The 17,800-nt window shown below is 69.5% G+C and carries 13 protein-coding genes and 1 tRNA gene; 9 read left to right on the forward strand and 5 right to left on the reverse strand.

Features of this window, described 5'->3' with window-relative positions; all coding sequences use genetic code 11:
• Positions 1-170: 170 nt before the first annotated feature.
• The 6 genes from OG965_RS12625 (at position 171) to OG965_RS12650 (ending at position 6,878) form a co-directional block, all read left to right on the forward strand.
• On the forward strand, positions 171-584 hold the full coding sequence (locus OG965_RS12625) for a hypothetical protein (RefSeq protein ID WP_371652097.1): 414 nt from the start codon (positions 171-173) through the stop codon (positions 582-584).
• Positions 585-1,061: 477 nt separating this feature from the next.
• Positions 1,062-2,291 (forward strand): branched-chain amino acid ABC transporter substrate-binding protein, encoded by a 1,230-nt coding sequence (locus OG965_RS12630; protein WP_371652098.1) that lies wholly within the window; start codon positions 1,062-1,064, stop codon positions 2,289-2,291.
• A 132-nt stretch (positions 2,292-2,423) separates the two neighbouring features.
• On the forward strand, positions 2,424-3,356 hold the full coding sequence (locus OG965_RS12635; RefSeq protein ID WP_371652099.1) for a branched-chain amino acid ABC transporter permease: 933 nt from the start codon (positions 2,424-2,426) through the stop codon (positions 3,354-3,356).
• Between the two features lie 5 nt (positions 3,357-3,361).
• A complete protein-coding gene (locus tag OG965_RS12640) occupies positions 3,362-5,146 on the forward strand; it encodes a branched-chain amino acid ABC transporter permease (RefSeq protein WP_371652100.1) in 1,785 nt (594 codons plus the stop codon).
• Positions 5,147-5,151: 5 nt separating this feature from the next.
• A complete protein-coding gene (locus tag OG965_RS12645) occupies positions 5,152-6,165 on the forward strand; it encodes an ABC transporter ATP-binding protein (protein ID WP_371652101.1) in 1,014 nt (337 codons plus the stop codon).
• The gene (locus OG965_RS12650) at positions 6,162-6,878 is read left to right on the forward strand and encodes an ABC transporter ATP-binding protein (RefSeq protein WP_371652102.1); all 717 of its coding nucleotides are present in this window, start codon (positions 6,162-6,164) and stop codon (positions 6,876-6,878) included. The genes OG965_RS12645 and OG965_RS12650 overlap by 4 nt, the downstream gene beginning before the upstream one ends.
• 119 nt (positions 6,879-6,997) lie before the next feature.
• On the opposite strand, the gene OG965_RS12655 is transcribed toward OG965_RS12650, so the two are convergent.
• Positions 6,998-7,648 carry an ANTAR domain-containing response regulator gene (locus OG965_RS12655; RefSeq protein ID WP_371652104.1) on the reverse strand — a complete coding sequence of 217 codons (651 nt, stop codon included), beginning with the start codon at positions 7,646-7,648 and terminating at the stop codon, positions 6,998-7,000.
• Between the two features lie 103 nt (positions 7,649-7,751).
• On the opposite strand from OG965_RS12655, the gene OG965_RS12660 reads away from it, so the two are divergent.
• A tRNA-Leu gene (locus OG965_RS12660) sits at positions 7,752-7,824 on the forward strand.
• Between the two features lie 100 nt (positions 7,825-7,924).
• On the opposite strand, the gene OG965_RS12665 is transcribed toward OG965_RS12660, so the two are convergent.
• The gene (locus OG965_RS12665; protein ID WP_371652105.1) at positions 7,925-8,878 is read right to left on the reverse strand and encodes a DUF4331 family protein; all 954 of its coding nucleotides are present in this window, start codon (positions 8,876-8,878) and stop codon (positions 7,925-7,927) included.
• Positions 8,879-9,031: 153 nt separating this feature from the next.
• On the reverse strand, positions 9,032-10,468 hold the full coding sequence (pyk, locus tag OG965_RS12670; RefSeq protein WP_371652106.1) for a pyruvate kinase: 1,437 nt from the start codon (positions 10,466-10,468) through the stop codon (positions 9,032-9,034).
• 238 nt (positions 10,469-10,706) lie between these two features.
• Here pyk and OG965_RS12675 point away from each other — a divergent pair, with 238 nt between their 5' ends.
• Together OG965_RS12675 and OG965_RS12680 are read left to right on the forward strand one after the other, a co-directional pair.
• Positions 10,707-12,839, forward strand: coding sequence for an NPCBM/NEW2 domain-containing protein (locus OG965_RS12675; protein ID WP_371652107.1), 2,133 nt, complete (start codon positions 10,707-10,709; stop codon positions 12,837-12,839).
• Positions 12,840-13,094: 255 nt separating this feature from the next.
• The gene (locus OG965_RS12680) at positions 13,095-14,900 is read left to right on the forward strand and encodes a bifunctional UDP-sugar hydrolase/5'-nucleotidase (protein WP_371652109.1); all 1,806 of its coding nucleotides are present in this window, start codon (positions 13,095-13,097) and stop codon (positions 14,898-14,900) included.
• A 110-nt stretch (positions 14,901-15,010) separates the two neighbouring features.
• Here the strand turns inward: OG965_RS12680 and OG965_RS12685 are convergent, their stop codons facing one another.
• Both OG965_RS12685 and OG965_RS12690 read right to left on the reverse strand, forming a co-directional pair.
• Positions 15,011-16,423 (reverse strand): lysine N(6)-hydroxylase/L-ornithine N(5)-oxygenase family protein, encoded by a 1,413-nt coding sequence (locus OG965_RS12685; protein WP_371652110.1) that lies wholly within the window; start codon positions 16,421-16,423, stop codon positions 15,011-15,013.
• On the reverse strand, positions 16,420-17,784 hold the full coding sequence (locus tag OG965_RS12690; protein WP_371652111.1) for an aspartate aminotransferase family protein: 1,365 nt from the start codon (positions 17,782-17,784) through the stop codon (positions 16,420-16,422). Before OG965_RS12690 ends, OG965_RS12685 begins: the two co-directional genes overlap by 4 nt.
• Between the last annotated feature and the right edge of the window lie 16 nt (positions 17,785-17,800).

A 17,800-nucleotide genomic window follows, 5' to 3' on the forward strand; every position in this document is an offset into this window, starting at 1 on the left:
CCCCCACCGGCCCGCAGACAAACACCGGGCCAAAAAGGCGCGTGGGGAACTGCGCGACCAGCCACAGACGACCCGCAGCCGAACACGGGCCCGGGCCCGGGCCAACCCCCCAACCCCCTTCCCCCTCACCCCAGTTGTGTCACCGATCGTGACCCCCTACCGTTCCCGTCATGGCCAGCCCATCGGGAACCGGTCACCGTGCCGCGGCGCGGTACCGCTCGCTCCGGATCGTTGCCTGCGCGCTGATCGTCGCCGTGGCGGTCGTCGGGTGTGGCGGTGGCAAGCGCGCCGCATCCCACGCCACCCCTGTCCCGGCGCCCTCGACCACCACTCCGGAGGAGGACTGCCGGCGGCTGGTCGAGTACTGGGGGCGGGCCATGATCCAGGGCAACCCCTGGTCGGGCCTCGACTGGGAGCAGAAGGGGTTCTCGATCGACCAGCACTCCATCCACGACCGGGTCGTCGCGGCCGCCCGCGCCGAGCAGCGTGCGCGCGGCACCGAGGCCGCGCTCCAGCTGATAGGTCGTCAGGCCCGGCAGGAGTGCACCGCACGGCGCGGAGCGATGGGAGGTGGTCGGCACTAGGTCCGTACCGGGTCCATACCAACCTTCCGGCCACTCCCGATCGTAACGCTCCGTAACTCGGGCGAAATGGATAAACGGGATCCGCGCCTCCGGTCCGCATTCACAAGATCATCACCGAAATCCCCTCCACGGACATCACCGCAGGTGGGGCCGCTACCCCCGACAGACCCCTCTGTCAGTAGCAAGATCAGCTCAAGCCCCTTAGCGGAACTGGGAATTCTCAGCATGTGGGCGCTCTTCGGGCTCACCAATGCCCCCATCTGTCCACAGAGCTCCCCTCGGCGTGTCCGCTCGTCATAACAAGAAAGTCACATCCTGACCTTCCCTGGTCCCGGACTCAGCAACCGCGCCTAGAGTCACGGCCAGTCACCGCGCCGCCGGGCGCGTCTGCTGCACGGCACCTGCACCACCCCCAGTACGGCCCGGCGAGTCACACGGCGCCTCAGCGGAGGCGTCGCGCCAGGGAGAGGACATATCGTGCGACACCGTTCCTTGCTCATACTCACCACCGTGCTCACCACGGGGGCGCTCACCCTCACCGCGTGCGGTTCGCGCGACAAGAAGGACGACGGCGACAGCGGCGGCAAGAAGACGACCGTGGTCATCGGTGTGGACGCACCCCTGACCGGCCAGAACTCCGCCACCGGCCTCGGCATCCAGTACGGCGTGCAGATCGCCGTCGACGACGCCAACGCGAAGAACCTGGTCCCGGGCGTCAAATTCGTGGTCAAGGCGCTCGACGACAAGGCGCTGCCGCCGAGCGGCCAGCAGAACGCCACCGCGCTCGTCGCCAACAAGGACGTCCTCGGTGTGGTCGGCCCGCTGAACTCCGGCGTCGCCCAGACGATGCAGCAGGTCTTCGCGACGGCCAACCTCGTCGAGATCTCCCCCTCGAACACCAACCCCACCCTGACCCAGGGCAAGGACTGGGCGGCCGGGAACAAGACCCGCCCGTTCAAGACCTACTTCCGTACCGCCACCACCGACGCCATCCAGGGCGGTTTCGCCGCGGACTACGCGTTCAACACCCTGAAGAAGAAGAGCGTCTTCGTCGTCGACGACAAGCAGACCTACGGCGCCGGTCTCGCCGCGCTCTTCAAGCAGGGCTTCACCAAGGCGGGCGGCAAGGTCGCCGGCGAGGACCACGTCAACGTGGGCGACAAGGACTTCGCCACCCTCGTCACCAAGATCAAGAACTCGGGTGCCGACCTCGTCTACTACGGCGGTCAGTACGACGAGGCGCAGATCGTCACCAAGCAGCTCAAGGACTCGGGCGCCAAGCTCCCGCTCTTCGGCGGTGACGGCATCTACAGCGACACCTTCATCACCACCGCCGGCAAGGCGGGCGAGGGCGACCTCGCCACCTCGGTCGGCGTGCCGGTCGACACCCTGGACGCCGCCAAGGACTTCATCCAGAAGTACAAGGACAAGAAGTACCCGGGCGACTACGGCACCTACGGCGGCTACTCGTACGACGCGGCCACCGCGATCATCAAGGCCGTCGGCAACGTGGTGAAGGACGGCAAGGTCCCGGCCGACGCCCGCCAGCAGATCGTCGCCGAGGTCCAGAAGGCCCAGTTCGACGGCATCGCCGGCAAGGTCGCCTTCGACGAGTTCGGTGACACCACCAACAAGCAGCTGACCGTCTACCAGGTCACCAACGGCAAGTGGAAGGCCGTCAAGAGCGGCACGTACAACGCCGGCTGATCCAGCCCCGTACCACCCGTTCCACCGCACCACCGCACGACAACAGGGCCGCGCGGCCACGACAACCGTCCGACCGCGCGGCCCGACGTCTACTCCCCTGCACTCACTCCCCATCCACATGGAGGCCATGCGGTGCACACTCTGCCGCAACAGCTGGCCAACGGGCTGCTCCTCGGCTCGATGTACGGGCTGATCGCCATCGGCTACACGATGGTGTACGGCATCGTCCAGCTCATCAACTTCGCCCACGGCGAGATCTTCATGACCGGCGCCTTCGGCGGACTCACGGTCTACCTCTACGTGCTGCCCGACGGCATATCCATGTGGATAGCCCTCCCCCTGATGCTCATCGGCGGCGCACTCGTCTCCGTGCTCATCGCACTGGGAGCGGAACGCTTCGCCTACCGACCACTGCGCGGCGCGCCACGCCTGGCGCCACTGATCACCGCGATCGGCCTCTCGCTCGCGCTCCAGCAGGCGGTCTTCAACTGGTACCCGAACGCCAAGAACGACGAGGTCTTCCCGCAGCTCCCCGGCGGACCCTTCAGCATCGGTTCGGTCTCCTTCGGCAGCGGCGACATCTTCCTGATCACCGCCGCCCCGCTCTGTATGGCCGCGCTCGCCCTGTTCGTCCGCTCCTCGCGCACCGGCCGCGCCATGCAGGCCACCGCGCAGGACCCGGACACCGCGCAGCTGATGGGCATCGACACCAACCGCATCATCATGATCGCCTTCGCCATCGGCGGCCTCTTCGCCGCCGTCGCGGGCATCGCCTGGGGCCTGAAGTACGGCTCCATCAAGTACGAGATGGGCTTCCAGGCCGGTCTCAAGGCGTTCACCGCCGCCGTCCTCGGCGGCATCGGCAACATCTACGGCGCCATGATCGGCGGTGTGGTCCTCGGCCTCGCCGAGACCATGGCCAGCGCGTACATCGCCGACGTCCCCGGGATGCAGCAGCTCGGCGGCTCGGGCTGGGCCAACGTCTGGGCGTTCGTCCTCCTCATCCTCGTCCTGCTCTTCAGGCCACAAGGCCTGGTGGGCGAACGCGTCGCGGACAGGGCGTGATCGACATGACCACCAGCACCACCAAGACCGTCGCCCCCGCGGCCGAGCCGCGCGGCATCGTCCCGCTGCCGGCGCCCGTCGCCCGGCTGCTCATCGCGGTCGGCGCCGTCGCCACCATCGCCTCCACCTTCCTCGCCTGGACCTGGGACTCCGAGTTCCCCGGTGACCTCACCGTCACCGGCTACCCGGCCGGGCTCCAGACCCTCGCCCTGGTCGCCGGAGCGCTCACCCTGCTCTACGCCCTCGCGGGCCAGGGCATCCGCGGCCTGGGCTGGCTCAACCCGGGCGGCACCAACAACCCGGTGCTCCTCGCCGCGTTCTCCGCGTTCGCGGTCGTCTGGTACACCGCGATCGCCATCTCGTACGACCTGGGCGGCCTGGCCAACCTGGAGCCGGGCGCGTTCGTCGCGGCCGTCTCGTCCCTGCTGCCGGTCGTCGGCGCGCTCGCGCTGCCCCACCCGGGCCGCTCGCTGCGCGACCACATCTCCAAGCCCGACGGCATCCCGGCGGCCGCGCCGCTGCCCAGCTGGGCCCAGCGTCTGATCATCTCGCTGGCCACCGCGCTCGGCCTGGTCGTCTTCACGTACGGCATCGGCGTCAACGACGACGAGAGCGAGACCTTCATCGGTCTGCTGCTCCTGGTCCTGTTCGGTTCGATGGCGCTGTTCGCCGCCGGGCTCTTCGAGCGGTTCACCGAACTCAACGTCCAGCACAAGGGGTTCGCGACCACCGCGGTCTTCCTGGCGGCCGTGATCTTCCCCTTCACCCAGAGCGAGGACCACAACGCCAACCTCGGCGCCAACATCCTCATCTTCGGCACCGTCGCCCTCGGCCTCAACATCGTCGTCGGCCTCACCGGTCTGCTCGACCTCGGTTACGTGGCCTTCCTCGGCGTCGGCGCCTACGGGGCCGCGCTGGTCTCCGGCTCCGAGTTCTCCCGCTTCTCCGGTGTGCAGGTCCCGTTCTGGGCCGCCGCGCTGATCGGCATGGGAGCGTCGCTAGTCTTCGGCGTCATCATCGGCGCACCGACCCTGCGACTGCGCGGCGACTACCTCGCCATCGTCACCCTCGGCTTCGGAGAGATCTTCCGGATCACCGTCAACAACCTCGACGGCGCCTCCGGCCCCAACCTCACCAACGGCCCCAACGGCATCTCCCAGATCCCCGACCTGGAGATCTTCGGGTTCAACCTCGGCGCCGCGCACGACATCGCCGGACGCACCATCGGCCGCTTCGGCAACTACCTGTTCCTGATGCTGCTGATCACGGCACTCATCGTGCTCGTCTTCAACCGCGCCGCGAACTCCCGCATCGGCCGCTCCTGGATCGCCATCCGCGAGGACGAGACCGCCGCGACCGCCATGGGCATCAACGGCTTCCGGGTCAAGCTCATCGCCTTCGCCCTGGGTGCCTCGCTCGCCGGTCTCGCGGGCACGGTCTTCGCCCACGTCAACTACAGCGTGGTGCCGAGCCCCTTCCAGTTCGCCGGCGCCGCTCCGCCCAACTCGGCCTTCCTGCTCGCGGCCGTGGTCCTCGGCGGCATGGGCACGGTGAGCGGTCCGCTGCTGGGCGCCTCGCTGCTCTACCTCATCCCCGAGAAGCTGGGCTTCCTCAAGGAGTACGAGCTCTTCGGCTTCGGCGTCGCCCTCATCCTGCTGATGCGGTTCCGCCCCGAGGGCATCGTCGCCAACCGGCGCAGCCAGCTCGAATTCCACGAGACCGGCCAACTGGACGTGCCCGAAAAGGGGCTTCCGGACACCACCGTCGGCGTCACCAAGGCGGAGGCGTAACCATCATGACCACCACCATCGCCCCCAGCCCGGTGCTCGAAGCGTCCGGCGTCACCATGCGGTTCGGCGGTCTGACCGCCGTACGCAATGTCGACCTCACCGTCAACAGCGGCGAGATCGTCGGTCTCATCGGCCCCAACGGCGCCGGCAAGACCACCTTCTTCAACTGCCTCACGGGGCTCTACGTCCCCACCGAGGGCAAGGTCTCGTACAAGGGGACCGTGCTCCCGCCCAAGCCGCACCTGGTCACCCAGGCCGGCATCGCGCGCACCTTCCAGAACATCCGGCTCTTCGCCAATATGACCGTTCTGGAGAACGTGCTGGTCGGGCGGCACACCCGCACCAAGGAGGGCCTCTGGTCCGCCCTGCTGCGCGGCCCCGGCTTCAAGAAGGCCGAGGCGAAGTCCCGCGAACGGGCCATGGAACTCCTGGAGTTCATCGGCCTGGAGCACAAGGCGGACCACCTCGCCCGCAATCTGCCCTACGGCGAGCAGCGCAAGCTGGAGATCGCCCGGGCGCTGGCGAGCGAGCCGGGGCTGCTGCTCCTGGACGAGCCGACCGCCGGTATGAACCCGCAGGAGACCCGGACCACCGAGGAACTGGTCTTCGCCATCCGGGACATGGGCATCGCCGTCCTCGTCATCGAGCACGACATGCGCTTCATCTTCAACCTGTGCGACCGGGTGACCGTGCTGCTCCAGGGCGAGAAGCTCGTCGAGGGCACGTCCGAGGTGGTGCAGGGCGACGAGCGCGTCGTCGCGGCGTACCTCGGCACCCCGTTCGAGGGGGCGCCCGGGGGCGAGGAGGTCGCGGAGGTGGAGGCGGCGGCAGCGGCTGCCGCGGACGCGGCGGCCGGGGACGCCCCGGTCGCTCCGGCCGACGAGGCTCCGGCGGCCGCCGAGGAGGCGGAGGCCGAGGCCACCCCGGCGCCCGAGGCCGAGGCTTCCGCCGAAGCCGACACCGCCTCCCCCGAGGCCGACGCTCCAGGAAAGACCCGTACCGAAGGAGACTCCCAGTGACCGCTCTTCTGGAAGTCGAAGACCTCCGCGTCGCCTACGGCAAGATCGAGGCCGTCAAGGGGATCTCCTTCAGCGTCGAGGCGGGCCAGGTCGTCACGCTCATCGGCACCAACGGCGCCGGCAAGACCACGACCCTGCGGACCCTGTCGGGGCTCCTCAAGCCCTCCGGCGGCCGGATCACCTTCGACGGGAAGCCCCTGTCGAACATCCCCGCGCACAAGATCGTCGCGCTGGGGCTTGCCCACTCCCCCGAGGGCCGGCATATCTTCCCGCGGCTGAGCATCGCCGAGAACCTCCAGCTCGGAGCGTTTCTGCGGAGCGACAAGGCGGGCATCGAGAAGGACATCGAGCGCGCCTACGAGCTGTTCCCCATCCTGGGCGAACGGCGCAAGCAGGCGGCCGGCACCCTCTCCGGCGGTGAGCAGCAGATGCTCGCGATGGGCCGGGCGCTGATGTCCCAGCCCAAGCTGCTGATGCTGGACGAGCCGTCGATGGGCCTCTCCCCGATCATGATGCAGAAGATCATGGAGACCATCGTCGAGCTCAAGGCCCAGGGCACCACGATTCTGCTCGTCGAGCAGAACGCCCAGGCCGCACTCTCCCTGGCGGACCACGCCCATGTGATGGAGGTCGGCGAGATCAAGCTCTCCGGCTCCGGGCAGGACCTCCTCCACGACGAGAACGTCCGCAAGACGTACCTCGGCGAGGACTAGCAGGGGTTACGGATACGGGCCGCGCCACGAAATGTGGCGCGGCCCGTACGGCATTTAGGGGCGCGGGGAACTGCGCGAGCAACCCACCACCGGCCCGCAGACAAAGACCGGGCCTACCCTTACCCCTTCGCCGCCTTCTTCTCCTCCGCGTCCTCGATGACCGCCTCCGCGACCTGCTGCATCGACAGGCGCCGGTCCATCGACGTCTTCTGGATCCAGCGGAACGCGGCGGGCTCGGACAGCCCGTACTGCGTCTGGAGGATCGACTTGGCGCGGTCGACGAGCTTGCGCGTCTCCAGGCGCTGGGAGAGGTCCGCGACCTCCTGCTCCAGCGCCTTCAGCTCGGTGAACCGGGACACCGCCATCTCGATCGCGGGCACGACGTCGCTCTTGGAGAACGGCTTCACCAGGTACGCCATCGCCCCGGCGTCCCGGGCCCGCTCCACCAGGTCGCGCTGCGAGAACGCGGTGAGCATCAGGACGGGCGCGATGGAGTCCTTGGCGATCTGCTCGGCGGCCGAGATGCCGTCCAGGACCGGCATCTTCACATCGAGGATGACCAGGTCGGGGCGGTGCTCCCGGGCCAGCTCGACGGCCCTCTGCCCGTCCCCGGCCTCGCCGACGACCGCGTAGCCCTCTTCTTCGAGCATCTCTTTGAGGTCGAGGCGGATGAGGGCCTCGTCCTCGGCGATGACGACGCGGGTCGTCAGCGGCGGGACGTGCGACTGGTCGTCGTCGGCGACGGGCTGGGGCGACTCGGGGGCGGTCACGGGGGCTCCTTGTTGCGGGGCAAAGTACTGCTTCCCAAGAGCGTACCCAGCTGCGGTAAGGTGTGGTCACGGCGGGTAGCCGCCTACCTTTGGTTCCAAGGATGCCCCGGTAGCCCAGCGGTAGAGGCAATGGTCTCAAACACCATCCAGCGTCGGTTCGAATCCGACCCGGGGTACTTTTCGTGCGAATCCATGGTCACGCACCGTTGAGGTTCGCGTCACCCCCTACCCCTTCTCGAAGCAGGGCCCCCGCCCGTACGACAGGGGCCCGGGGCCTCAGTGCGGCGTGCCGAGGTAGGGGAACTCCAGGAGCAGGTCCGTATGCGGACCGATGTGGTCCGTGGAGATCTTCCCGCCGGAGACCATGGCCAGCCGGGCCGAAGTGACGTCGTCCGTGAGCGTGCGGCCGTTGGGGTACGCGGCGGGCCTGCTCCGGTCGTAGCGCAGGACGTCGGGGAGCACCGTGCGCAGGGCCGCTTCGGCCGACTCCTCCGTGTAGCCGCCGGTGTGCTGGAGGACCGCTGTCCAAGGGGCCAGATAGGTGTCCCGGTCGTCGGCCGGTTCGCCCGCGTTGTAGGCGTCCTTGACCTCCTCCGCGTTGAAGTACGCCGTGAGGGAGGGGTGGGCGCCCCGGTCGACCGACTTCAGCGTCCCGTTCTGGTGGACGCTGACGCGGGCCCAGACGCCGATCGTGGGGTCGGCGCCGAGTTCGGAGTCGGGCACTTCCAGGACGATGCCGAAGACGTTCTTGTCGGCGCCCCAGTCGGTGCCGGTCCACTGGAACTCCTTGACGATGCCGTCGAGGTCCGCGAAGAACGGGTCGCTGCGCAGCCCGGCCGAGACGAGGTACTGGCCCGCCTCGGTGACCTGCGGATGGGGGCCGAAGCTGACGGGCGCGTCGGTGAAGAGCGGGGTGCCGGCGGCCTCGTGGGCGCGGGCCTCGGCGCCGGTGGCCCGGTGGACGGTGAGGGTCTGCTCCCCGTCGTCGGCGGGGTCGGAGAAGGTGAAGCTGTAGGCGACGTCGGCCCGGTGGTCGCCGTCGGTGTCGATGTTGAGGCGGTAGACGGCGTCCGGGTGGAAGGCCCGGCCGCCGGTGGGGGCGATCGGGTTGACGTTCATGATGAGGACGGTGCGGCCGCCCGGGACCGTGAAGGCGAACACGTCGGTGAGGTCGAGGCGCGCGTCGCCCATGGGCGAGCGGAGGTTCGGCCCGCTGAGGTGATGTGACATGGCGTCAGCGTGGCGGCGGACCCCGGTCCCGGCCCCCGAGGCCGGGCCGTCGGGTCATCCCTTCGGCCCGGCCCCGTACCGGTGTGGGCGACGCGTGCCGGTGCGGGCGACGCGTGCCGGTGCGGGCGACGCGTGCCGGTGCGGGCGACGCGCTCAGCTCTTGGGGAGGTCGTCCTCGCCGATGTGGTGGACGCGGACGAGGTTGGTCGAGCCGGGCACTCCGGGCGGGGAGCCCGCCGTGATGACCACGATGTCGCCCCGCTCGCAGCGGCCGATCTTCAAGAGTTGTTCGTCGACCTGGGCGACCATCGCGTCCGTCGACTCCACGTGCGGCCCGAGGAAGGCCTCCACGCCCCAGGTGAGGTTGAGCTGGGAGCGGGTGGCCGGGTCGGGCGTGAAGGCGAGCAGCGGGATCGGCGAGCGGTAGCGGGACAGGCGCTTGACGGTGTCGCCGGACTGGGTGAAGGCGACGAGGTACTTGGCGTTCAGGAAGTCGCCCATCTCGGCCGCCGCGCGGGCCACCGCGCCGCCCTGGGTGCGGGGCTTGCTGCGCTCGGTGAGCGGCGGCAGGCCCTTGGCCAGGACGTCCTCCTCGGCCGCCTCGACGATGCGGCTCATCGTACGGACGGTCTCGACGGGGTACTTGCCCACGCTCGTCTCGCCGGAGAGCATCACCGCGTCCGTGCCGTCGATGACCGCGTTGGCCACGTCGCTCGCCTCGGCCCTGGTGGGGCGGGAGTTGTCGATCATCGAGTCGAGCATCTGGGTGGCCACGATGACCGGCTTGGCGTTCCGCTTGGCGAGCTTGATCGCTCGCTTCTGCACGATCGGGACCAGTTCGAGGGGCATTTCGACACCCAGGTCGCCGCGCGCCACCATGATTCCGTCGAAGGCCGCGACGATGTCGTCAATGCTGTCGACGGCCTGCGGCTTCTCGATCTTGGCGATCACCGGGACGCGGCGGCCCTCCTCGTCCATGACGCGGTGGACGTCGTCGATGTCGCGGCCGCTGCGGACGAAGGAGAGCGCGACGACGTCGGCGCCGGTGCGCAGGGCCCAGCGCAGGTCCTCGACGTCCTTCTCGGAGAGCGCGGGCACGGAGACGGCGACGCCGGGGAGGTTGAGCCCCTTATGGTCGGAGACCATGCCGCCCTCGACGACGCGGGTACGCACGCGCGGGCCGTCGACGCCGACGACCTCCAGGGCCACCTTGCCGTCGTCGACGAGGACGCGTTCGCCGACGGTGACGTCGTCCGCCAGGCCCGAGTAGGTGGTGCCGCAGGTGTGGCGGTCGCCCTCGACGTCCTCGACGGTGATGGTGAACTCGTCGCCGCGTTCAAGCAGTACGGGACCTTCGCGAAAACGTCCGAGACGGATCTTCGGGCCTTGAAGGTCGGCGAGCACTCCGACACTGCGGCCCGTTTCGTCGGACGCCTTGCGCACGCGCTGATAGCGCTCCTCGTGGTCGGCGTACGTGCCGTGGCTGAGGTTGAAGCGGGCGACGTCCATTCCGGCCTCGACCAGTGCCTTGATCTGGTCGTACGTGTCGGTGGCGGGCCCCAGGGTACAGACGATCTTTGCTCGACGCATGCTTCGAGCCTAGGCCTTACCGGCCGGTAGAGAATTGGCCCCGCGTGACTACTCAACAACCTTTACATGAAGGGGTATTGACAACTGTTGAATTGGGCGCGGGCGTGCTCCGATGAGCGCGGAGCATCGGCCAGCGCCCCCGCGCAAACCCTTGACATGTTCAGGCCCCAGCGCTGAGATATGTTCGTTTTCGTTCGACCTCGTTGAATTGCGTGCTACTACACCGACGGAGCCGCACATGTCATCGTTCAGAACGCCGTTCAGAAAACGGGCCGGGGCCGCACTCGCCTCGCTCCCCCTCCTCGCCGGCGGGCTCGTCGCCCTCGCCACCACGGCCGCCGCCCCCGCCGCGGCCGTCGACAACGGCCTCGCCCGGACCCCGCAGATGGGGTTCAACAACTGGAACTCCACGCACTGCCGGGCCGAGTTCAACGAGGCGATGGTCAAGGGGATCGCCGACACCTTCGTCTCGCAGGGCCTCAAGGACGCCGGGTACACCTACGTCAACCTCGACGACTGCTGGGCGCTGCCCGACCGGGACGCGAGCGGCAACCTCGTCCCCGACCCGGTGCGCTTCCCCCACGGCATCAAGGCCGTCGCCGACTATGTGCACTCCAAGGGCCTGAAGTTCGGCCTCTACTCCAGCGCGGGCACCAAGACGTGCGACGTCCTGGGCTTCCCCGGCGGGCTCGGCCACGAGCAGCAGGACGCCAACCTGTGGGCCTCCTGGGGCGTCGACTACCTCAAGTACGACAACTGCAACAACAGCGGCGTCGACGCCAAGCAGCGCTACAAGGCGATGGGCGACGCGCTCACGGCGGCCACGCGCTCGACCGGCCGCCCGATCCTCTACAGCATCTGCGAGTGGGGCTCCAACCAGCCCTGGACCTGGGCCCCGGCCGTCGGCAACTCCTGGCGGACCACCGGCGACATCAGCGACTCCTGGTCGAGCATGATCTCCATCGCGCACCAGAACCAGTCGCTCGCGCCGTACGCCGGGCCGGGCGCCTGGAACGACCCCGACATGCTGGAGGTCGGCAACGGCGGGATGACCGACACCGAGTACCGCACCCACTTCAGCCTCTGGTCGCAGATGGCCGCGCCGCTGCTGATCGGCAGCGATCTGCGCACCGCGAGCGCCTCGACGCTCGCCATCCTCAAGAACACCGATGTGATCGCGGTGGACCAGGACCCGCTCGGCAAGCAGGGCACGGTCGTCTCCAGCTCCGGCGGCCTGGTCGTGATGTCCAAGCCCCTCGCCGACGGCGGCCGTTCGGTGACGCTGACGAACGAGAACACCTCGACGAAGACGGTCTCCACGACCGTGAAGGACATCGGGATCGGCGGGGCGTCGTCGTACGCGCTCAAGGACCTGTGGTCCAAGGCGACGAGCACGACCACCAGCGCCATCAGCGCGTCGGTGCCCGCGCACGGCACGGTCATGTTCCGGGTGACGCCGGGCAGCCCGGTGCCGCCGCCGACCGGCCTGAACCAGCTGAGCGATCTGCCGTGGACGTCGGCGGTGGGCGGCTGGGGCCCGGTGGAGCGCGACCGCAGCAACGGCGAGCAGACGGCCGGCGACGGCCGCACGCTCACCATCGGCGGCACGGCCTACGCCAAGGGCCTCGGCACGCACGCGCCCAGCGACATCTCCTACTACCTGGGCGGCGCCTGCTCCTCGCTCGGGGTCGACGTGGGCGTCGACGACGAGTCAACGAAGGGCGGGTCCGTACGGTTCCAGATCTGGCGCGACGGGACGATGGTCGCCGACAGCGGAGTACGGACCGCCGCCGATCCGGCGAAGCACTTGAGTGTCGATCTCAAGGGCGGGACGAAGCTGCGGCTCGTCGTCACGGACGGCGGCGACGGCATCAACTACGACCACGCCGACTGGGCCGACGCGAAGCTGGCCTGTGGGGCCGGGCCCTCGGCCGGTACGCATGAGTTGAGTGACCTGACCTGGTCGTCGGCCACGAACGGGTGGGGGCCGGTCGAGCGCGACCGCAGCAACGCCGAGCAGGCTGCGGGGGACGGTACGCCGCTCACCGTCAACGGCACGGTGTACGCGAAGGGGCTCGGTACGCATGCGGCGAGCTCCGTCGCCTATTACCTGGGCGGGAGTTGCTCCTCCCTGACCACGGCGGTCGGCGTGGACGACGAGGTCACCACGAAGGGGTCTGTGGTGTTCCAGGTCTGGCGGGACAGCTCGCTTGTCGCGGACAGCGGGAAGATGACGTCGGCGGACCCTGCGAAGCAGTTGTCTGTCGATCTGACGGGGGCGCTTGATGTGCGGCTCGTCGTCACCGACGCGGGTGATGGTGTCGACTATGACCACGGTGACTGGGGTGGGCCCCGGCTTGTTTGCGCGTAGTCGCTGCGCGGCGGGTCGGGTTTTCGACTGCGAGTCCGCTGTGGCTGGGCGCGCAGTTCCCCGCGCCCCTTAAACGCAGGGGGTACAGCGGTCCCGGGTGGCGATGTCGCCCGGGGCCGTGCGTCTTCTCGTGGTCATCGGATTGAAACCCGCGAAGGGTGTTGCGGATGGACTGTTCTGCGCCAAAATCCTCTCGACCTTCTACGCGCGTCGCGTACGTCTACGCGCGTAACACACCGTCAGGGAGTGCATCACATGCCGCTGAACCGTAGGACGTTCCTGGGCACCACGGCCGCCGCCGGAGCCGGTGCGGCCATAGTCGGGGGTGTCGCGGCCCCCGCCGAGGCCCATGAGCACGGGCACGGCCACGGGCGTGCGCCGAAGCGGTACTCGTTCAGCGTCATGGGCACCACCGACCTGCACGGCAACGTCTTCAACTGGGACTACTTCACGGACAAGGAGTTCGACGACAAGGCGCACAACGACATCGGCCTCGCCAAGATCTCCACGCTCGTCGAGCAGGTCCGCAAGGAGAAGGGCCGCCACAACACCCTGATGATCGACGCGGGTGACACCATCCAGGGCACCCAGCTGTCGTACTACTACGCCAAGGTCGACCCGATCACGGCCAAGCACGGCCCGGTGCACCCGATGGCGCAGGCCATGAACGCGATCGGCTACCACGCCGCCGCCCTCGGCAACCACGAGTTCAACTACGGCATCCCGGTGCTGCGCAAGTTCGAGGAGCAGTGCCACTTCCCGCTGCTCGGCGCCAACGCGCTGGACGCCAAGACGCTGAAGCCGGCCTTCCAGCCGTACGTCATCAAGCGGCTGTGCACCCCGCACGGGCGGGACGTCCGGGTCGCGATCCTCGGTCTCACCAACCCCGGCATCGCCATCTGGGACAAGGCCAACGTCAGCGGCAAGATGGTCTTCCCCGGCCTTGAGGAGCAGGCCGCGAAGTGGGTGCCCAAGCTGCGCTCGATGGGCGCGGACGTGGTGATCGTGGCCGCCCACTCGGGCTCCTCCGGCACCTCGTCGTACGGCGACCAGCTGCCGTACATCGAGAACGCGGCCGCGCTGGTGGCCGAGCAGGTGCCGGGGATCGACGCGATCCTGGTCGGGCACGCGCACACGGAGATTCCCGAGTACCGGGTGAAGAACAAGCAGACCGGCAAGGACGTCGTGCTGTCCGAGCCGCTGAAGTGGGGGCAGCGGCTGACCGTGTTCGACTTCGACCTGGTGTGGGAGAAGGGCCACTGGGCGGTCGAGAAGGCCGGATCCAAGGTCCTCAACTCCAGTGCCGTTGTCGAGGACCCGAAGATCGTCCGGCTGCTCTCCGACGAGCACAGGAAGGTCGTGGCGTACGTCAACCAGGTCATCGGCACGTCGAAGGCGGCGATGACCACCGCCGAGGCGGCCTGGAAGGACGAGCCGATCATCGACCTGATCAACGCGGTCCAGGTGGACACCGTGAAGGCGGCGCTCGCGGGTGGCGCCTACGCGGCCCTGCCGGTGCTGTCGCAGGCGTCCTGCTTCTCGCGCACGGCCGTCATCCCGTCAGGCCAGGTCACCATCAAGGACGCGGCCGGGCTCTACCCGTTCGAGAACACGCTGGAGGCGCGGCTTCTGACCGGCGCCCAGATCAAGGACTATCTGGAGTTCTCGGCGCGGTACTACGTCCAGACGGCTGCCGGGGCGCCCGTCGACACGTCGAAGCTGACGAACGCCGGCAACACGCCCGACTACAACTACGACGCGGTGTCGGGGCTGACGTACGACATCGACATCGCGAAGGCGGCGGGGGCGCGGATCTCGAACCTTTCGTTCCAGGGCAAGCCGTTGGATCCTGCGGCTCAGTTTGTACTGGCGGTCAACAATTACCGGGCCAATGGTGGGGGCAACTTCCCGCATGTCGCGGGCGCGAAGCAGCTTTGGGCGAACTCCGAGGAGATTCGCAACACGATCATCTCGTGGGTGAAGGTGAAGGGGGTTGTCGACCCCGCCGCGTTTGCTTCCGTGGACTGGAAGCTGGTCCGGGACGGGGTCGCCGTGTTCTAAGCCTTCGTCTGCGGGCCGGTGGGGGCTGGTCGCGCAGTTCCCCGCGCCCCTAAAGGCAAGGGGGGGGCGGGGCGGCCCTCCAGCGAGAGCGGGCCAAACCCACTCCTAGGTCACCCCTCCAGCGGGATCAAGCCGCCCGGTGCCCTCTGTGCCGGGCGGGTCTCCTGTGGCTTGGTCAGGCCGAACGTCGTGAATGCCGTGCGCGTCGGTAGCGGGTACGGCTCCTTGCCCGTCAGGGAGTTCAGGATCGCCGCGCTGCGCCAGGCCGCCAGGCCCAGGTCGGGGGCGCCCACCCCGTGTGTGTGCTTCTCGGCGTTCTGGACGTACACCGCGCCCGTGACCGAGCTGTCCAGGACCAGGCGGAAGTCGGCGTCGATGCGCGGGCGTTCGGAGGAGTCCAGGCGCATATAGGGGTCGAGGCCGGACAGCATGCGGGCCAGGGGGCGCTCCCGGTAGCCGGTGGCGAGGATCACCGCGTCGGTGGTGAGCCGGGAGCGCACGCCCTGCTGGGCGTGTTCCAGGTGCAGCTCGACCTTGGTGGTGGCGACGCGGCCCGCCGTGCGGACGCTGACCCCGGGCGTGAGGGTCGCGTCGGGCCAGCCGCCGTGCTGGGTGCGGCGGTAGAGCTCGTCGTGGATGGCGGCGATGGTGTCCGCGTCGATGCCCTTGTGGAGCTGCCACTGGCGGGGCACCAGCTCGTCGCGGACGGGCTCGGTCAGGGCGTGGAAGTAGCGCGTGTAGTCGGGGGTGAAGTGCTCCAGGCCCAGCTTGGAGTACTCCATCGGCGCGAAGGTCTCGGTGCGGGCGAGCCAGGTGATCCGCTCGCGGCCCGCCGGGCGGTTGCGGAGCAGGTCGAGGAAGACCTCGGCGCCGGACTGGCCGGAGCCGACGACGGTGATGTGGTCGGCGGCGAGGAACCGCTCGCGGTGGTCGAGGTAGTCGGCCGAGTGGATCACCGGCACCGCGGGCGCGTCCGCGAGCGGCTTGAGCGGCTCCGGCACATACGGTTCGGTGCCGACGCCGAGGACCAGGTTGCGGGCGAAGGCGCGGCCGAGGGCCTCGGCCTGGCCGTGGATGTCGAGCTGGGTGAAGTCGACCTCGAACACCTCCCGTTCGGGGTTCCAGCGCACCGCGTCCACCTGGTGTCCGAAGTGCATCCCGGGCAGGCTCTCGCTGACCCAGCGGCAGTACGCGTCGTACTCGGTGCGCTGGATGTGGAAGCGCTCGGCGAAGTAGAACGGGAAGAGCCGCTCCCGGTGGCGCAGGTAGTTGAGGAACGACCAGGGGCTGGCGGGGTCGGCGAGGGTCACCAGGTCGGCCAGGAACGGGACTTGGAGGGTGGCGCCCTCGATGAGCAGGCCGGGGTGCCAGTGGAAGGCGCGGCGCTGTTCGTAGAAGGCGGTCGAGAGTCCGCCGGGCACACCGTGGGCGAGGGCGGCGAGCGAGAGGTTGAACGGGCCCACCCCGATGCCCACCAGGTCGTGCGGACGGTCGATGTCTTGGACGGGTGCCGGTGCGGTCATCGCGGGATGCTGCCTTCCACGGTCTTGAGGAGCTGTGCCAGGTCGCCGGTGGTGGTGTGGGGGTTGAGCAGGGTGGCCTTGAGCCAGAGGCGCCCGTCGGCGCGGGCCCTGCCGAGGACGGCCCGGCCTTCGGTGAGCAGGGCGCGGCGGATCCCGGCGACCTCGTCGTCGGGGGCGTCCGTCGGGCGGAACAGGACGGTGGAGATCGCGGGGCGCTCGTACAGGTCGAGGCGTGGGTGTTCCTCGACGAGGTCCGCGAAGGTCCGCGCGAGGGCGAGCGTGCGGTCGACGAGCTCGGCGAGGCCGGTGCGGCCGAGGGCGCGGAGCGTGACGGCGATCTTCAGTACGTCCGGTCTGCGGGTGGTGCGCAGGGAGCGGCCGAGGAGGTCGGGCAGGCCCGCTTCGGTGTCGTCGTCGGCGTTGAGGTAGTCGGCGGTGTGCGCGAGCGGGGCGAGGCGGGCCGGGTCGGGGACCGCGAGCAGCCCGGCGGCGACCGGCTGCCAGCCGAGTTTGTGCAGGTCGAGCGTGACGGAGTGGGCGTGTTCCAGGCCGCGCAGCTTGGTGCGGTGGGTGTCGCTGAAGATCAGCGGCCCGCCGTACGCGGCGTCGACGTGCAGTTCGGCGCCGTGCCGGGCGCACAGGGCGGCGATCTCGGGGAGCGGGTCGACGGCGCCCGTGTCGGTGGTGCCGGCCGTGGCGGTGACCAGGACCTGGTGGTGCGGGTCGGTGAGCGCCTCGTCGAGGGCGGCGAGGTCGAGGGTGCCGGAGGGGGCGGGGACGGTGACCGGCTCGGGGAGGCCGAGCAGCCAGGCGGCGCGGGAGACCGAGTGGTGGGCGTTGGCGCCCTGGACGACCTGGACGGCGCCGTGCCGTTCGCGGGCGAGCAGGAGGGCGAGCTGGTTGGACTCGGTGCCGCCGCTGGTGACCAGCGCGTCGCCGCCGGGCCAGAACTCGGCGGCCAGCGCCCGGGTGACGAGGGCTTCGAGCTCGGCGGCGGCGGGGGCCTGGTCCCAGGAGTCGAGCGACGGGTTGAGGGCGGAGGCGGCGAGGTCGGCGGCCGCGGCGAGGGCCAGCGGCGGGGTGTGCAGATGGGCGGCGCAGCGGGGGTCGGCGGGGTCGGCCGCGCCTTCCGCCAGTGCCCGCACGAGCGTGGTCAGCGCCTCCTCGGCACTGGTGCCCCGTAACGGGAACGCCTCCCCGACCGCGGCTCCGACCCGCACGGCCACCGCCTCCGGCCCGCCGCCCGGCAGCGGTCCGCCCCGGGCCACCGCGCCCTGGTGCAGCGCGTCGAGGACGACGCCGAGGAGGGGGTGCAGGGCGGTGGGGCCAGTGGGGCCGCCGGCGAGGGGCGGGGTGTGCATGGGGGGAGTCCTTCGG

Origin of the sequence: Streptomyces sp. NBC_00224 (genome assembly GCF_041435195.1) — a bacterium.
In the GTDB taxonomy this organism is placed as follows: domain Bacteria; phylum Actinomycetota; class Actinomycetes; order Streptomycetales; family Streptomycetaceae; genus Streptomyces.